The 16,938-nt window shown below is 58.1% G+C and carries 16 protein-coding genes; 8 read left to right on the top strand and 8 right to left on the bottom strand.

The window, feature by feature from the left end:
• The first annotated feature begins 54 nt into the window (after positions 1 to 54).
• The 6 genes from efp (at position 55) to AUC43_RS13405 (ending at position 5,369) form a co-directional block, all read left to right on the top strand.
• The gene (gene efp / locus AUC43_RS13435) at positions 55 to 618 is read left to right on the top strand and encodes an elongation factor P (RefSeq protein ID WP_068194505.1); all 564 of its coding nucleotides are present in this window, start codon (positions 55 to 57) and stop codon (positions 616 to 618) included.
• Positions 619 to 643: 25 nt separating this feature from the next.
• A complete protein-coding gene (gene accB, locus AUC43_RS13430; protein WP_068198607.1) occupies positions 644 to 1,114 on the top strand; it encodes an acetyl-CoA carboxylase biotin carboxyl carrier protein in 471 nt (156 codons plus the stop codon).
• 124 nt (positions 1,115 to 1,238) lie between these two features.
• On the top strand, positions 1,239 to 2,585 hold the full coding sequence (gene accC, locus AUC43_RS13425) for an acetyl-CoA carboxylase biotin carboxylase subunit (protein WP_068194502.1): 1,347 nt from the start codon (positions 1,239 to 1,241) through the stop codon (positions 2,583 to 2,585).
• An 82-nt stretch (positions 2,586 to 2,667) separates the two neighbouring features.
• Positions 2,668 to 3,021: a hypothetical protein gene (locus AUC43_RS13420; RefSeq protein ID WP_068194499.1), complete on the top strand. Its 354-nt coding sequence runs from the start codon at positions 2,668 to 2,670 to the stop codon at positions 3,019 to 3,021.
• Positions 3,022 to 3,610: 589 nt separating this feature from the next.
• Positions 3,611 to 5,023: a dihydrolipoamide acetyltransferase family protein gene (locus AUC43_RS13410; RefSeq protein WP_068194493.1), complete on the top strand. Its 1,413-nt coding sequence runs from the start codon at positions 3,611 to 3,613 to the stop codon at positions 5,021 to 5,023.
• A 148-nt stretch (positions 5,024 to 5,171) separates the two neighbouring features.
• Positions 5,172 to 5,369: a hypothetical protein gene (locus AUC43_RS13405; RefSeq protein WP_068194490.1), complete on the top strand. Its 198-nt coding sequence runs from the start codon at positions 5,172 to 5,174 to the stop codon at positions 5,367 to 5,369.
• A gap of 137 nt (positions 5,370 to 5,506) precedes the next feature.
• Here AUC43_RS13405 and AUC43_RS13400 read toward each other — a convergent pair whose 3' ends face one another.
• Positions 5,507 to 8,137, bottom strand: a complete 2,631-nt coding sequence (locus tag AUC43_RS13400; RefSeq protein WP_068194487.1) for a valine--tRNA ligase — start codon at positions 8,135 to 8,137, stop codon at positions 5,507 to 5,509.
• Between the two features lie 456 nt (positions 8,138 to 8,593).
• Positions 8,594 to 8,944 (bottom strand): 4Fe-4S dicluster domain-containing protein, encoded by a 351-nt coding sequence (locus tag AUC43_RS13395; protein ID WP_068194483.1) that lies wholly within the window; start codon positions 8,942 to 8,944, stop codon positions 8,594 to 8,596.
• 194 nt (positions 8,945 to 9,138) lie between these two features.
• Between AUC43_RS13395 and AUC43_RS13390 the strand changes: the two genes are divergently transcribed.
• Both AUC43_RS13390 and AUC43_RS13385 read left to right on the top strand, forming a co-directional pair.
• Positions 9,139 to 10,173: an acyl-CoA reductase gene (locus tag AUC43_RS13390; protein ID WP_068194482.1), complete on the top strand. Its 1,035-nt coding sequence runs from the start codon at positions 9,139 to 9,141 to the stop codon at positions 10,171 to 10,173.
• Between the two features lie 87 nt (positions 10,174 to 10,260).
• Positions 10,261 to 10,566 carry a hypothetical protein gene (locus tag AUC43_RS13385; RefSeq protein ID WP_071885916.1) on the top strand — a complete coding sequence of 102 codons (306 nt, stop codon included), beginning with the start codon at positions 10,261 to 10,263 and terminating at the stop codon, positions 10,564 to 10,566.
• A 110-nt stretch (positions 10,567 to 10,676) separates the two neighbouring features.
• Here AUC43_RS13385 and AUC43_RS13380 read toward each other — a convergent pair whose 3' ends face one another.
• The 6 genes from AUC43_RS13380 to lolA1 all read right to left on the bottom strand — a co-directional run bounded on the left by AUC43_RS13380 (position 10,677) and on the right by lolA1 (position 16,827).
• Positions 10,677 to 11,546 (bottom strand): nucleoside phosphorylase, encoded by an 870-nt coding sequence (locus AUC43_RS13380; RefSeq protein WP_068194476.1) that lies wholly within the window; start codon positions 11,544 to 11,546, stop codon positions 10,677 to 10,679.
• Between the two features lie 89 nt (positions 11,547 to 11,635).
• The gene (gene trhO, locus AUC43_RS13375; RefSeq protein ID WP_068194470.1) at positions 11,636 to 12,577 is read right to left on the bottom strand and encodes an oxygen-dependent tRNA uridine(34) hydroxylase TrhO; all 942 of its coding nucleotides are present in this window, start codon (positions 12,575 to 12,577) and stop codon (positions 11,636 to 11,638) included.
• 85 nt (positions 12,578 to 12,662) lie between these two features.
• Entirely contained in the window at positions 12,663 to 13,295 is a 633-nt protein-coding gene (locus AUC43_RS13370) for a DapH/DapD/GlmU-related protein (protein ID WP_068194467.1), read from the bottom strand.
• A 74-nt stretch (positions 13,296 to 13,369) separates the two neighbouring features.
• The gene (locus AUC43_RS13365; protein ID WP_157781073.1) at positions 13,370 to 14,743 is read right to left on the bottom strand and encodes a hypothetical protein; all 1,374 of its coding nucleotides are present in this window, start codon (positions 14,741 to 14,743) and stop codon (positions 13,370 to 13,372) included.
• Complete coding sequence (locus AUC43_RS13360) at positions 14,740 to 16,041, bottom strand: DUF2851 family protein (RefSeq protein WP_068194461.1); 1,302 nt, start codon at positions 16,039 to 16,041, stop codon at positions 14,740 to 14,742. The genes AUC43_RS13365 and AUC43_RS13360 overlap by 4 nt, the downstream gene beginning before the upstream one ends.
• A 141-nt stretch (positions 16,042 to 16,182) precedes the next feature.
• Positions 16,183 to 16,827 (bottom strand): outer membrane lipoprotein periplasmic chaperone LolA1, encoded by a 645-nt coding sequence (gene lolA1, locus AUC43_RS13355; RefSeq protein WP_068194456.1) that lies wholly within the window; start codon positions 16,825 to 16,827, stop codon positions 16,183 to 16,185.
• Positions 16,828 to 16,938 lie beyond the last annotated feature (111 nt).

Raw genomic sequence — 16,938 nt, 5'->3', positions numbered from 1 at the left:
TCCCATCCAAACCAGCTATTAGCCCCGTGCTATACGCTAATAGATTATAAAGCCATGGCAAGTACCGCCGACTTCCGCAACGGGCTCGTTCTTAATTACAACAACGAGCTGCACGTCATCACCGAATTTCAGCACGTGAAGCCCGGCAAAGGCCCGGCCTTTGTGCGGACCAAGCTGCGTAACATCAAGACCGGCCGCGTTATCGACAACACCTTCAACGCCGGGGTGAAAGTGGAAACGGCCCGCGTAGAGCAGCGCCCCCACCAGTTCATCTATAAGGACGACTACGGCTACACCTTCATGGACACCAGCACCTTTGAGCAGATTGTGCTGCCCGACGCCATGGTGCCCTTTGCCGACCTGATGAAGGAAGGCCAGGAAGTAACCATCCTGATGCACGCCGAAACCGAACAGCCCCTCACCGCCGAATTGCCGACTACCGTTGAGCTGATGGTAACGTATACCGAGCCCGGCCTGAAGGGCGACACGGCTACCAACACCCTGAAGCCCGCCACGGTTGAAACCGGCGCCCGCATCCAGGTGCCGCTGTTCATCGACCAGGACACCAAAATTCGGGTGGACACCCGCAACTACGCTTATGTCGAAAGAGTCAAGTAAGGATTCGCCCAAAAAGGACGCTGCCATGAAAGCCAAAGAAATACAGGAACTGCTCGATTTTATCTCCAAATCAGGCCTCAATAAGGTTAACATTGAAACCGAGGAATTCAAGATTTCGGTGCAGCGTGACCCCAACACCAAACAAGTAGTGAGCATGGCTGCCCCGGCCCATACCCACGCCCCGGCTCCGGCTCAGGTGGCGGCTCCGGCTCCTGCCCCGGTGGCTGCTGCGGCACCCGCAGAAGCAGCACCCGCTGCTAACCACAAGGCCCTGAAAGCGCCCATGATTGGCACGTTCTATCGCAGCAGCGGCCCCGATGCTCCGGCCTTCGTGCAAGTAGGCGACATGGTGGAAAAAGGCCAGGTTATCTGCATTATCGAAGCCATGAAGCTGTTCAACGAAATCGAAGCCGAAGAAAGCGGCCGCATCGTGAAAGCCCTGGTAGAAAATGCTACCCCGGTGGAATACGACCAGCCTTTGTTTTTGATTGAGTAGTTAATACGCCTGTCATCCTGAGTGGAGCGAAGGACCTTATCATGTTTGAACGACTTGTTCTGACTTGATAGGGTCCTTCGCTCCGCTCAGGATGACAGTTTTTTTATTCCTGACTATCCCACCCATGTTCAAGAAAATACTCATCGCCAACCGGGGCGAAATTGCCCTGCGCATTATCCGCACCTGCAAGGAAATGGGCATCAAGACGGTGGCCGTGTACTCAACCGCTGACAAGGAAAGCCTGCACGTAAAGTTTGCCGACGAAGCCGTGTGCATCGGCCCGCCCGCCTCGTCGCAGTCGTACCTGAGCATGCCCAACCTGATTTCGGCCGCCGAAATCACCAACGCCGACGCCATTCACCCCGGCTACGGCTTCCTCTCGGAAAACGCGGAATTCTCCCGCATCTGCGCTGAGAACGGCATCAAGTTCATCGGGGCCGCGCCCGAGATGATTAATCAGATGGGCGACAAGGCTACGGCCAAAGCCACGATGATTAAGGCCGGCGTGCCCTGCATTCCCGGCTCGGTGGGCTTGCTCGACTCGGTAGAGCAGGGCAAGAAGATTGCCAACAAAATTAAATACCCCGTTATTCTGAAGGCCACGGCTGGCGGCGGCGGGCGCGGCATGCGCATTATCCACAGCGACGACGAATTCCAGAAAGCCTGGGACGACGCCCGCACGGAATCGAAGGCAGCGTTCGGCAACGATGGCATGTACCTGGAGAAATTTGTGGTGGAGCCCCGCCACATCGAGGTGCAGATTGTGGGCGACCAGTTCGGCCACGTAGCCCACCTTTCGGAACGCGACTGCAGCATCCAGCGCCGCCACCAGAAGCTGGTGGAGGAAGCGCCTTCCCCGTTCATGACCGACGCGCTGCGCGAGAAAATGGGCAAAGCAGCCATTGCCGGCGCATCGGCCATTGGCTACGAGGGCGTGGGCACCATTGAATTCCTGGTGGATGCAAACCGTGATTTCTACTTCATGGAGATGAACACCCGCATTCAGGTGGAGCACCCCGTGACCGAGGAAATCATCAACTACGACCTCATCAAGGAGCAAATCAAGGTGGCCGCGGGCATCCCGATTTCGGGCAAGAACTACTTCCCGAAGATGCACGCCATGGAGTGCCGCATCAACGCCGAAGACCCGCGCAACGGGTTCCGCCCGGCTCCCGGCAAAATCACCACGCTGCACATTCCCGGCGGCCACGGCGTGCGCGTGGATACGCACGTGTACGCGGGCTACACCATCCCGCCTAACTACGACTCGATGATTGCAAAGCTCATCACCGTGGCCCAAACCCGTGAAGAGTGCATCGTAAAAATGAAGCGTGCCCTGAGCGAGTTTGTGGTGGAAGGCGTGAAAACGACCATTCCGTTCCACCTCGCGCTGATGGATAACGAGCAGTTCCGCGAAGGCAATTTCACGACGGCTTTTCTGGAGCAGTCGTTCGATTTCTCGTCGATTTAAGCTTTCTACGTTGAGCCAACAGCAACGCCTAATCATCTTTGGTTAGGCGTTGCTGTTGGCTCAATTTTGATTTGTACCGACCATGAAAAAGCTATTTCCACTTGGCCTCATCTTGAGCACTTGTTTTTTGCTTAACGGCTGCGCTAAATCCTGCAATGGCAACATTGAAACCACGGTTCTTTTTGCGAAGCCTGGTGCTAAAGGCGGCCGGGATATCTACGTCGATGTGGTAAACAAGCCCGACTTAGGCATTAAAAAGACCTTACTGTACGAAGGCAAGGAGTTTGGCACCTTTCCCCATGTGATTATCATTCAAGACCCGGCCAGCAAATTTGCGTCGAACAGCAAAATCTGCTTCACCGATTACCAAAAAGGAGTTGCCGAAGCAGGAGGCGATTTGACCGAGGATGGCATTCCACAGATTCGGCTTTATTAAAGAAATCGGGAGAAGGCTGCAACTGTTGACGGTCCGGTTGGCCTCTTTTCCCTGATTATACTTTGGCTTAGCTTGAATTGATGAGAGTTTTTTTGCTTGTTGGTGCCCTGTTGCTAGTCAGCCCGTTACCTGCTTTTTGCCAAGGCCGAGACACTGTTTTCGCCGTGCACAAATTGTTTAGGGAGAAACGCGGCAGTGCCAAAGGTTTGCTGTCATTCAGTGACAGTACGGCGGTCAAGGCGTACCGGGCACAACGTGCTGGTAGCCCAATCGCTACGCAGGATACCCGTCGAGACGCTTTGGCTAATACCGCCTTTACTATCGCGGGGATGTTGAAGGCAAGTCAGTACAGCGTCGAAGAAGAGGCCGCTGTTATTAGCCGTTACAACGACGGCGGCTCCATCCCACCCGCCATTCGCCGGAAGTTGAAGCGCAAGCACTTTCATCGCACTGCCGGCGATATAGTTAGCCCTTAATTCTAATTCGAACGCCCCCGCCGCCCCAAGCGCCGGGGGCGTTCGGCTTTCTGGCTACCTTTGCCCCACCAAATTCCCATCCCACCCTTAATTCCCAAAATACCCCTCCTAATATGGCACGAGTGGAAATGACGATGCCCAAAATGGGCGAAAGCATCATGGAAGGCACCGTCCTGAAATGGCTCAAGCAAGTCGGCGACACGATTGAGCAGGACGAATCGGTGCTGGAAGTGGCCACCGACAAAGTAGACACCGAAGTGCCAGCCATTTATGCGGGCGTATTGCAGGAAATTCTGGTGCAGGAAGGCCAGGTAGTAGCCGTAGGGGCCCCCATCGCCATCATGGAAACCGATTCGGCGGGCGCAACGGCTGCGCCCGCTAGTGCTGCGCAAGCCGCTCCCGCTCCTTCCAGCAACGGCGTACCCGTAGATGCGGGCGTAGCCGAAGTGCCATACCTGCCCGAAGCCGGCGCCCCACAGGCAGCCCAACGCGGCATGCAGCCCGCCACCAATGCGGTGCATCAGCCCGGCCGCTTCCTCTCGCCGCTGGTGTTGAGCATTGCCCGCGAAGAGGGCGTGAGCATGACCGACCTGGAATACCTGCCCGGCACCGGCAAAGAAGGCCGCGTGACCAAGAAAGACATCCTGGATTATGTCGCCAACGGCAAAAAGGCGCTGACACCCGCCGCTGCCCCAGCCGAACCTGCCGCGGCCGCGCCTGCCGCGCAGCCTCAGCCCGCTGCCACGCCTACTGCTACGGCCACACCGGCCGCCCCTGCAGCCGCTCCCAGCACCAAGCCCGCGCCGAGCGTGAGTGGTGGCCAGGAGTTGATAGAAATGGACCGCATGCGCAAGATGATTGCGCAGCGCATGGTGGACTCGGTACGGATTTCGCCTCACGTTACCAGCTTTGTGGAAGCTGATGTGACGGATCTGGTGAACTGGCGCAACAAGCACAAGGACGCTTACAAGAAGCGCGAAGGCGAAAACCTGACCTTCACGCCCATCTTCATTCAGGCCGTGGCCCGCGCCATCCAGGACTTCCCGATGATTAACGTGTCGATTGATGGCGACTACATTGTGAAGAAGCGCGACATCAACATTGGCGTGGCAGTGGCGCTACCCAGCGGCAACCTGATTGTACCGGTCATTCACAACGCCGACCAGCTCAACTTGAACGGGCTGACCAAAAAAGTGAACGACCTGGCCAACCGCGCCCGCATCAACAAGCTGAAGCCCGAAGACCTGGAGGGCGGCACGTACACCCTTAGCAACGTGGGCTCGTTTGGCAACGTGATGGGCACGCCCATTATCATGCAGCCGCAGGTGGCCATCATGGCCGTGGGTGCCATCAAGAAGAAGCCCGCCGTGATTGAAACGCCGCAGGGCGACCTCATCGGCATCCGCCACTTCATGTTCCTGTCGCACAGCTACGACCACCGCGTGGTGGATGGCTCGCTGGGCGGCATGTTTGTGCGCAAGGTAGCCGACTACCTGGAGCAGTTTGACCCCAATACGGCTATCTAAGCTTTGACCCCGCAGAACGTCCTGCTGAGCGCAGCCGAAGCATCTCTACCTCAATGCTAATTAAAGCCGGCTCAACGAAGCGGTAGAGATGCTTCGGCTGCGCTCAGCATGACGTTCTATTTTCTATTTATAGGATTTATAGAACCTCATGAAAAACATTATTGTCCTGGGGGCCCTGGTACTGGCGCTGGGCCTCATCGGTTATTTATACCAACAGCTGTCCGCTACCGAAAAAGAGTTGCAACTGGCCCAAAAGCGTTTCGCGGATTGCGAAAAGGTTACGTTCCAGCTGCAACACCAGCTGGCGCCACTGCAGAAAAAACAGCCCGGCGGCATCCCGCAGTAGCGTTGACTAGCGGAAGGGAAGGCTACACCGAGCAAGCATTCGAAGAAATTGAGCCGGAGTTCTGATTCCTATAACTCGTAAAATCAAAAAGCCACTTCCTGCAGCAGGAAGTGGCTTTTTTGTTGCTTCAAAAGTTATCACAGCGCCTGGATAGACTGTTCTAGGGCGGTGATTTTCGCTTCGGCGTCGGCCAGTTTCTGGCGCTCCCGCTCGAGTACATCGGGCTTGGCGTTCTGAGCGAACTTCTCATTGCCCAACTTCTTTTGCACCGACTCGCGGAATCCCTGGGCATACTCCAGCTCTTTCTCCAAGCGCGTGCGTTCGGCCGCCATGTCGATGTGGCCTTCCAGCGGGATGAAGAACTCGCTGCTGCCCAGCACGAAGCTGACCGAGGCCGCAGGGCCCGCATCGGCGAAGGTTACTTCGGATATGCTGCCGAGTTTGCGGATGATGCCGTCGTAGTTAGTCAGCAGCGCGGGCTCATCGGTCTTGGCCACCAGCGCCAGGGGCTTGTTGGGACCGATGTTTTTCTGGTTGCGCACGGTGCGAATGCCCGCCACAATTGCCAAAGCTTTTTCCATTTCAGCCAGCCTATGAGCGGCATCAGCTGGGCCTGAGGCTTTGGGCCAGGGCGCCACGGTCACGTAGTCGCGGGGGCCGCGTTCGGCCAGCTCGTGCCACAGCTCTTCGGTGATGAAGGGCATGAACGGGTGTAGCAGCTTGAGCAGCGTTTCGAGGAAGGCGGTGGTGTGGCGCAGCGTTTCGGCGTCGATGGGGTGCTGGTAGGTGGGCTTCACCATTTCTAGGTACTGGGAGCAGAAATCGTCCCACACCAGCTTGTACACCGTCATTAGTGCATCGCTTATCCGGAACTTCTCGAAGTGGTCGTCGAGCTCCACGATGGCCGCTTGCAGCTTGGCGTTGAACCAGGCCACGGGCTTCTCGTTCACGAAAGGCAACGCAGCGTCTACTTCCCAGCCTTTTACGAGGCGGAAGGCGTTCCAGAGCTTGTTGGAGAAGTTGCGGCCCTGCTCCACAAGCTTGATGTCGAACAGCAAGTCGTTGCCGGCCGGGGCCGAAAACAGCATACCCGTGCGCACGCCATCGGCGCCGTACTGGGCTATCAGCTCCAGCGGGTCGGGCGAGTTGCCAAGCTGCTTGCTCATTTTACGGCCCTGCGCGTCGCGCACGATGCCGGTGAGGTACACGTTTTTGAACGGCACTTCCTTGCGGTATTCCAGGCCGGCCATAATCATGCGGGCCACCCAGAAGAAAAGGATGTCCGGACCCGTCACCAGGTCGTTGGTCGGATAGAAATAATTGATGTCGGCATTGTCGGGGTCTTTGAACCCGTCGAATACCGAAATCGGCCACAGCCACGACGAAAACCAGGTGTCGAGCACGTCCTCGTCCTGGCGCAGGTCGCTGAGCTGCAGGTCGTGGTTGCCGCTTTGGGTACGGGCCTGCACCAGGGCCTCCTCCTCGGTGAGGGCAACTACAAAGGTGCCATCGGGCAGGTAATAGGCCGGGATTTGCTGGCCCCACCACAGCTGGCGCGAGATGCACCAGTCGCGCACGTTTTCCATCCAGGCCCGGTACATGTTCTTGAACTTGGGCGGATGCAGGCGCACGGTGTCGTTTTCCACCACTTCCAGGGCGGGCTTGGCGAGGTGCTCCATTTTCAGGAACCACTGCAAGCTTAGCTTTGGCTCAATTACCGCTTTGGTGCGCTCCGAGGTCTGCACAATGCTGGCGTACTCTTCGATTTTATCGAGCAAGCCGGCCTCCTGCAAATCCTTGGTGATTTGCTTGCGGGCCGCAAACCGGTCCTGGCCCACGTAGAGCACGGCCTTCTCGTTGAGCGTGCCGTTGTCGGCCAGAATATCGATTACGGGTAGGTTGTGCTTCAGGCCCAATTCGTAGTCGTTCAGGTCGTGCGCCGGCGTCACTTTCAGCGCACCGGTACCGAATTCCACCGATACGTACTCGTCGAAAATCACCGGGATTTCGCGGTCCAGCAACGGAATGCGCACGCTAGCGCCGGCCAGGTGGGCGTAGCGCGGGTCGGTGGGGTTCACGGCCACGGCTACGTCGGCCATGATGGTTTCGGGGCGCGACGTGGCCACGGTCAGAAACTGACCCTCCTGCCCTACTACAGCGTAGTTGAGGTAGAACATCTTGGCCTGCACGTCCTTGGCAATTACCTCCTCGTCGGAGATGGCGGTGCGGCCTTCGGGGTCCCAGTTTACCATGCGCACGCCGCGGTAAATCAGGCCCTTTTTATACAGGTCCACAAATACCCGGAGCACGGCCTCGGTCAGGTCGGGTTCCATGGTGAAGCGGGTGCGGTCCCAGTCGCAGGAAGCGCCGAGCTGCTTGAGCTGCTCCAGAATGATGCCGCCGTACTTCTCTTTCCAGTCGAAAGCGTGGCTTAGGAACTGCTCACGCGTGATGTCGCTCTTGGCGATGCCCTGCTCTTTGAGCTGAGCCACTACTTTGGCTTCGGTGGCGATGCTGGCGTGGTCGGTGCCCGGCACCCAGCAGGCTTCTTTGCCCTGCATGCGCGCACGGCGCACCAGCACATCCTGAATGGTATTGTTCAGCATGTGGCCCATGTGCAGCACACCGGTTACGTTGGGTGGCGGGATGACTACGGTATAAGGGACCTTTTTCGGGTTGGGGGACGCTTTGAAAAAGCCTTGTTTCTGCCAACGCTGGTACCATTTGGCTTCAACGTCGGTGGGCGAATAGGTGGTGGCGAGGGACATAAGGGAAATAACAAGAAGCAGAAAGAGCAAAAATAGGCATTAGAAACGCAGGCCCGGAAAACGCACTCCCTACCGACACATGAATACCCAACTGGGCAACAACCAGTGCTATTCGCATTGTGTTGTTATATCATGGTGTTTAGTTTTTCTACTCGTCATTTCAACTAATTTAACAAAGTCACAGCGCTGTGCATCAGCCTGGGCCTGACCCGCGCTGAGTTTGACGAAATTGTGGCGGCGCCACCCAAGACTTTTCACGACTACCCCAATAGCTACCAGTTCTTCCGGTTATTCAAGGGCTCAATCAAGCTAATGAGCCGGCTCAACCTCATTCCGGAGTCGGCATATGACAAGTATTTTAACTGCGGCACATAGGTCAGCAATTAATAAAAACGACCAACAAAAAGGCCGCTTCTCATGAGAAGCGGCCTTTTTGTTGAGCGCGGTATTTTCGATTTAGGCAGCGATGTGCAGCCAGTCTTTCTTTTCTAGCAGGCGCTCGCGGGTTTCGCGGTAGTCGGGGTCGTCCACGCAGCAATCGACGGGGCACACGGCGGCGCACTGCGGCTCCTCGTGGAAACCTACGCACTCGGTGCACTTATCCGACACGATGTAGTAGTACTCGTCCGAAACTGGCGTTTGGGGAGCGGTGCCGCTCACTACAGTGCCATCGGCCGTGGCTACCTCTTTCAAAGTCGTGCCATCGGCCCAGCGCCATTGGGCACCGCCTTCGTAAATTGCATTGTTGGGACATTCCGGCTCGCAGGCACCGCAGTTGATGCACTCGTCGGTTATCATGATGGCCATAGGGCGTCGGGGGTCAGGTAGTGAAGGGAAACCAAAGTGGAAACTGCGGGCTTTACGTAAAACGACGAGCCTGCGCCGTTCTTTGGCCCTGCAAAATTAACCAACAGCGGCTGGGTTTACATGGTTTTGCCCAATTTTGCCGGGTATTTGCCCGCTTTGGGCCCCGCCTCTGGCTCCTGGCTCCTTTCTTACCTATGAATCACTCCGAACGTTTAGCTGCTTTTGTGGCCCTTGGCCAGCGCCTGGCCGCCCTTTCCTCCGACGAAATCCTCACGCTGGCTGCCCGGGCCCGCAACCAAAACGCGTGGTTCGACGAGCCTAGCGTGACGGCCGCCGTGGCCGGCATCGCCCACATGCTGGCCGAAGAGCCCCTGCGGCACTGGGCCGCCCGCTACCCGCCCGAGCCCACCACCGTGCACCAAGTAGGCGTGGTAATGGCTGGCAACATCCCCATGGTGGGCTTTCACGACCTGCTGTGCGTGCTGCTCAGCGGCCACATCCTCCTGGCCAAGCTCAGCGCCGACGATACCGTGCTCATGACTTGGCTGATAGAAGAACTCACCCGGATTGAGCCGCGCTTCGCCGACTTTATCCAGGTGCTGCCCCGTCTCAACGCCGCCGATGCCTTCATTGCCACCGGTTCGGATAACACGGCGCGCTACTTCGAATTTTACTTCGGCAAGAAGCCCCACCTCATTCGCCGCAACCGCACCAGCGTAGCCGTGCTCACGGGTCAGGAAAGCAGCGCGGAGCTAGCCCTGCTGGGCCCCGATATCTTTCAGTACTACGGGTTGGGCTGCCGCAATGTGAGCAAGCTATTCGTACCTGAGAACTATGATTTTGTTCCACTGCTCGATGCTCTGCAACCCTGCGAAGGCGTGATTAACCACCACAAGTACAACAACAACTACGACTACAATAAGAGCATCTTGCTCGTCAACCGCGTGCATCACTACGATAACGGCTTCTTTCTGCTCCGGCCCAGTCCGGCGCTGGTGTCGCCTATTTCGGTAGCGCACTACGCCGAGTATTGCAGCGAAATCAACCTGGTAGACCAGCTCACCGACATCGCAGCCCAGACCCAATGCGTGGTTTCGGCCGGCGGGCGCTTTGCCGGAAGCCTGCCGTTTGGCCAGGCCCAGTCGCCCGGCGTAGACGAATACGCCGACCGAGTCGACACCATGGAATTCTTGGCGCAACTGCCTAAAATATTTTCATCAAAAACTTAGACTGCCGCGGTTTATTTATCGTTACAAACCGGAAGAATCTATGCGTTTCCCTGCTATCTTTCTGCTGTACCGCTAAGCTATATCGCCATGTCATTCACGCCCGCTGCTCACTCTGTCGAGATAGTCGAAAAAGAGGATTTGGCCACCATGCGCTTCGCCCCCGAGGACGTGCTGACCGACCAAGCGGCCCGTCAGCGCCGCCGCGCCGATGCCGAACGCGCCGCCACCCTGGGCAACGCCTACCACGGCAAGCTCGACATCTATTTCCAGACCGCCGATGGCGCAACCAAACGCGTAGCTACCACCATCTGGGCCGCCGATGCCGACCACCTCACGCTGAAATCGGGCGCCTCACTCCCCATGCGCGCCGTGCTGGGCTTTGACTTCTACTAATCACGGATGGGCACGAATTTTAATGGATTGCACGGATTTTGTGCACGTTATCCTAATCAAAAAAGGCTTGCCAATTGGCAAGCCTTTTTTGATTCTTCTGCATCGATGGCCTAGAGGCGCAGCAGCGTGCGCTCAATCATAGCATCCACAACGGCGCCGGCATTTTCGGCAAACTCGCCAGTGGCGCGGTTGGCCACGATGGCATTGAGCGAAAGTACCTCATGGCCCAGCATGCGGCCCAGGGAATAATAGCCCGCCGTTTCCATTTCGAAGTTGCTGAGTCGGAAAACGCCTTCGGCGCTCTGGTGACGGAAACTCTGCAGCCGCGCGATGTAGTCGGGCTGGCGCAAATCTAGGCGCAGGCTGCGGCCCTGCGGGCCATAAAACCCGGGGCAGGTGAGCGTATTGCCCATCACCATGCCAGCGCCCAGCTGCTCGCGCAGGATATCGGAGCCCCGCACCACGTAGGGCGCAAAGGCCAGGCCCAACGACTGCTGAAGCTCCGTGGCAATTTCGGTTTCAATGCCGGTTTCCATCAGGGGGTAGAACTGCATCAGGCTGTCGAGGCCCACCGCGTGCTCGGTGGCCAGCATTGCCCCAATGGGCACATCGGCCTGCAGGCTGCCGCTGGTGCCCAGCCGGATGATGCGCAGGCTCATGCGCTCCTCCACCGGGCGCACGGTGCGCGACATAAAGTCGATGTTCACCAGCGCGTCCAGCTCGTTCATCACGATGTCGATGTTGTCGGTGCCCATGCCCGTGCTCAGCACCGTGATGCGCTTGCCGCGGTAGTAGCCCACGTGGGTCACAAACTCGCGGTGCATGGTTTCAAACTCAATCGAATCGAAATGCCGGCTCACCTGTGCCACCCGGCCGGGGTCGCCCACGGTCAGGATGGTATCGGATATGTGGTCGGGCAGCAGGTTGAGGTGGTAGATGCTGCCGTCGGGATTCAGAATGAGCTCGGAAGATTTTATCATGGGGAAAGAGCAGGGCGCTCGGTGTGAGGGGCTGGAGGACAGGGGAAAGCTAGTAAGTGGGCTGATTGCTCGGCTATACTTGGTACTTACTATGCCTTATACGAGGCAAGGCCCTGGGCGGGGTTGTAGTGGTTGCTGAGTTTGGGATAAGCGCCGGTGCCATCATAGGGGCGCTTGTCGGGGTGGGCGGCACAGGCGTCGGAGCAGGCGCCCTGCAGCTGCTCGCCGCAGGCTTCGCACAGTGGCAGGTGGGCGTTGCAGTGCGGGTTGGCGCAGTTCACCAATCGGTTGCTGGGTTGCTGGCAGTGCTGGCAGCGCGAAATCACGGTGGGGTTCACCCGGTTTACGTCCACGGCCACGCGGTTGTCGAACACGTAGCACTGGCCGTCGAAATCCTCGCCCCCAGCTTCGATGCCGTACTTGATGATGCCGCCGTGCAGCTGGTACACGTTCTCAAATCCCTGCTCCAACAGGAACGCGCTGGCTTTTTCGCACTTCACGCCGCCGGTGCAGTAGGTGAGAATCTTCTTGTCTTTGAATTCCTTGAGCCGCTCCACCCGCTCGGGGAAGTCGCGAAAGTTCTCCATGTCCAGGGTCACCGCGTTTTTGAAGCGGCCCAGGTTGTACTCGTAGTCGGAGCGCACGTCTACTACCACCACATCGTCGCGGTCTTTTAGGGCCTTGAACTCTTCGGGCGAAAGGTGCTGGCCTGTTTTTTCATGCGGCCGCACGTGGCGCAGGCTGCTGTGCACAATTTCGGGCTTCACGCGCACATGCAGCTTCTGAAATGTGTGCGCCGGTACCTCGTCAATCTTAAACTCGAGGGCCGCAAAGCGCGGGTCGGATTTTACGGCTGCCATGTAGCGCGCGCAGCTTTCTACCGTGCCCGATACGGTGCCGTTCAGGCCTTCGGTAGCCACAATGATGCGCCCGCGCAAATCCAATTCCAGGCACAGGCGATGGTGCTCCTCCCGGAACTGCTCCGGATTGGCGAGGGGCGTATAGCAGTAATAAAGAAGAACCTGATACATTTTTAATGAGGAATGAGGAATGAAGAATGAGGAATTTAGAACGGCTACAAACGCCAATTCTTCATCCCTCATTCTTCATTCCTAATTATACCTTAACAGCAGGGTTGCCAAAAACGGTTTGCCCGTTTGCCACGTCGGCCACCACGACCGAGCCGGCGCCTACCCTGGCTTTTTCACCAATTTTCACGCCGGCCACCACCACGGCGCCAGCCCCGATGAAGGCCAGCTCACCTATCTGCGCATCGGCGCCAATCAAGGCCCCGCTGCCTAGTTGGGCAAAGCTGCCGACAGTGGCTCGAGCTTCCACTACGGCGTTGGCACCCACCAAGCAGCCATCGCCGAGGGTCGCGGTGGCGGCTACCACGGCATTCGGTCCCACGTAGTTGCCGTGGCCCAGCGTGGCGTGGGTGGCGACGCTGGCGCGCTGGTGAATGGCGTTCACGGGCACGGCCTCGTATTCGGTGCGCAGCATGTTGGTAAGGCTGCGGCGGCTGGCGGTGTCGTCGGTGGCCACAAATACTTCGCATTTCTTGCCCAACAGCTTCAGCAGCTCGCCGTCGTCGGTGTTACCCATTACTGGCACGTCGAGCAGCTCCGTGCCTTGCAGCGTTTTGTCGTCATCGAGCAGGCAGTACACCACCACATCGTTAGACAGAAAAGCATCGAGGGCAGCCGTGCCAACCGTTTGGGCACCAAGAATAATGACGGGGTTTTCCATAAAATACGTTATCAATTGGGCGTTCTAAACCCCCGGAGAAAAAGGCCCCGGCCGCAGCAGAACGAACTGCAAAGTTACGCCACCGGCCGTGCCGACGTTTTAGCCGGCCTGCCGCTAGCCTGGGTGCCCTTGCCCAACCTTACACGCCGGAGCAGCGCTGCTGCATAATCGTTCTGCAGAAGCAGCAGCAGCAAAAACGGCAGCAGCTCGCTGCGGTACCGGTTCAGGGAGCCGAAGTTGGGCGTAGTTAGCCCAATCAGCATGGCCAGGACCACACAAAAAATGCCCAAGCCCAGCCCCAGCCCAAACGGCAGGTGCCCTGCGCGGCCCCGGGCCGTGCCCACGGCAGCCAATATCAGCAGCCCCAATAGGGCCACATTTTCGAGGGCCGCCGCAATATATAAGGGCTGCCAGGCTTCCCCAAGCCAAGGCCGGGTAACGGTATTGACCGCGGCCAGCGGGGCGTGCGCCGCAATGCTTTCGATGGTAGGACGAAGGACCGGATATTCGAAATGAGGCCGGCCCACCGAATGGGCGACTTCAAAGGAATACACCCGAATTACCTGATACGTAAATTTATTGATGCTGAAAGCAATGCTGAATTGAGGCGCGAGCCACACCCCGGCGCCCAGCACGGCCGCCAAAACCGCAACCTGCGCCCAACGGTAGCGAGCGAAACCGAAGCGCTGCAGCCAATGCCCCAGGGCCACGCCGCCCAGCACCCCCAACAGCGGCAGCGCAAAAAAGTACCGCATCTGAAAATGCAGCAGCGCCAGCAAAACCGTGCCCAGCCACCACAAAATTCGCTGTTGGGCTGAACCTTGTCCTGCCGATTCCGGAGGACCATAAAGTCCCTTCAACACGCGGGCCATAAGCCACGCCCCACTGCCCAGCAGCACCGCTTCTTTACTGATGCCCGTGGCCCAAAACCAGACCGATGGCCACAGCAGAAAGCCCACCACCCCCGCCGCAGCCGGCGTGTGGGGAAGTGCCTCAGCCAGGGCACGAGCCAATAGCCAGCACCCCGCAAAAGCGAATACGCTTAAGTAAAGCCCGTTGAGCCAGCCGGCACCCAGCGAAGCTAGATTGAGCAGCGCCAGCAGCTTGATAAGAATCCAGGTATTGGAGGTATTCTGATACACCGCATCGTAGCCCCCGCTCTGGCTGCCGATGTGCATGATGGTTATGGCCTTGGTGAGCGTCTGGACGGCGGTGCTTGGGCTGGCCCAAAGCTGGGCGGTGACCTGCTTGCTGATTCCGCTCATAAACTCCGCGTCGAGCTTTGGGGTCCAGTTGCGGGCCATGCCCACCAGCACCCGCAGCCCGAGGCCCACTGCAAGCACGGTGCGCCACCAACCCGAACCGGCCCAGCGCCACTGCCGCCGCAGCCACGGCACCAGCACCGCCAGCAGCCCGGCATTCAACAGAAAAGCAAGCAGCAGCCTCATCGAGCCACCCGGGGTTGCTGAACCAGGCGATTGCCGATGGCGCAGTGCAGGCAGCGGCGCGGCGCGCAATAGCTCTTATGCAAAGCCAGCAGCCCTTGCGAATCGGCGGCGGAGCGGTGGGTGAAATTGAGCAGGTCGTACACGTCGGTATATTGGTTGTGCTCGGCAGGCAGCTCACTCAGAAGGGCCACGCTGCTTTCGACCAAGGCGGGCTGGCCTACGTGCCGAGCGTAGGCCACGCGCAGCGGCACCACCACGTTGGTGATGAGCAGGTCGGTACTGCTTTTGCCCAGGGACGGCACCTTGCCCGGCCGGCCGGGCCGGAAGTGCGTGCGCCAATACGCCGGCACCGTAGCCTGAAAAAACTCTGTGAGCGCCGCCACGCTTTGCGCCGTCAGCAGGGCATCAAACAGCGCCGGCCGTGCATGCAGCAAGGCCGCCAACTGGCTTAGGCGCACGGGTGGGAAATTCGCTGGCCGCAGGCGGAGGTAGTTCCACTCGTGTACGTGCAGAGCCGTGGATAGCAAGCCGTATTTATGGCTCAGGAACTCATACTCGCGCCTCAAGTCCTGAATGTACTCATCCGAGACATTTTCCTCATTTTCAGACAAGAATCCGGCTTGCCCAAAGAGCAAGGCCTCCAGCTGGCGCTGGTCGTGCCGATGCCGGCGGAGCACCGCCAGCGGCAGCGCTTTAGCCAGCCGGGCCAGGGGCTCGCTATTTTTCTGAAAGCCGAAAGCCGCCATTAGGGCATGGTAGGCCGTGGCCTCCCAGTCCTGGCCCAGGTGCTTATGGAGGTCCATGATGGTGTCGGCCTTGCGTTCTACCCGTTCGAGCAGGGCGCGCTCTATCATCATAGTTTTCGTGATTTCGGGCACCAGGTGCAAGAGCGGGGCGCAGGGCAAGGGAGCAGCAGCCGGTGCCTCCACCAGGGCCTGGTAGCGGGCCAGCAACTCCGGCATTAGGCGCGGCTGCAGGGCCAGGGTTGGAATGAGGCTGCCGTTGGTGCGAGCCACGTCGGCGTCGTGGCTACCCACCACGTGCAGGATTACCTGGTCGTACTTCGGGTCAGTCTGGTGGCTGTGCCGGGCCCAATCGGAGGCGCGGAGGTGGATTTCCACAGCGCCGTTCCACTCCACTTCGCCCAGGCGTAGGCGGGCATTTAGGAAGTCCGGGCCCGCATCGGCGTTGCGGTGGCCCGGGCGTAATACCTGGATTTCTTCGCCATCGGCAGTGCGTAAATCGACTTTATCGAAGTACTGGTGCTGCCAGATGTAATGGAGAAAATCTTCGCGCATTGGGCAAAATTAGTAGTCAGTTGCTCGTTATCAGTTGTCCGCAAACTTGTGAGGCCACGTTCCATAAAAAACGGCCCGTCTCGAAAGAGACGGGCCGCTAAATGTTACCAGCTTGGCAACTGGCAACAAATAATTAACTCATTACCGCAAATCCACCACCTTTACGCCCTTGTACTTGGCCTTATCGAAGGCGAACGTGTTAGCATCAACGGGCGGGTTGGGCTGAAACTTCTTGATAGTAAAGGTGTACTGATTGCCGTTCTTCTTGAACATCTGCCAGCTCTTCACCGAAGCGTCTTTTTTGCGCACTTTCAGGCGCACTTTGAACACGTCGTTTTGGCGATTTTCTGGCGACAGCTCAATTACGTCCAGGGCTTCGCCGCCTTCCTGCACTTGCTGCACATAGGTGTATTTATACCCCTTTTTGTACATGGTATAAATCTGCGAAGGCGACATTTCCTGCGAATCCGGGTCAGAATCCGAGATATTGACCTCGTTTTCGTTCTTCAGGTACGTCCAGGTAGTAGTGCCGTTATTGATGACTTCCTGGCCACTGATTTTCAAGCGGAACTTCTTGCCGCTCACGACGATGTCACCGTTGAGGTTCTGCTTCACCTTGGCGCTGGGGTTTTCCAGGGTTTGGGTGAAAGTAGCTTGAAAAGCATTTAGCGCCTGGTATTTGGCGCTCATTTGGTCAAGGATTTTGCCGGCTTTGGGGTCCTGCTGGGCGGCGGCGGGCAGTGCCAGCGTGGCCGCGAGCAGCAGGAAGGAGAACGTTTTTTTCATTTGAAGGGGTAAGAACTGAAGCGTCTGTAATACGCTCCGATGGCCTGATACGGATTTCGTTTAACAAACGACCGGCCAAAATGCTACATCGACGTCGCGGAAGCCAAAATA

The sequence above is a fragment of the Hymenobacter sedentarius genome, assembly GCF_001507645.1.
Lineage (GTDB): Bacteria > Bacteroidota > Bacteroidia > Cytophagales > Hymenobacteraceae > Hymenobacter > Hymenobacter sedentarius.
This window is presented reverse-complemented; position numbering and strand designations above follow the sequence as displayed.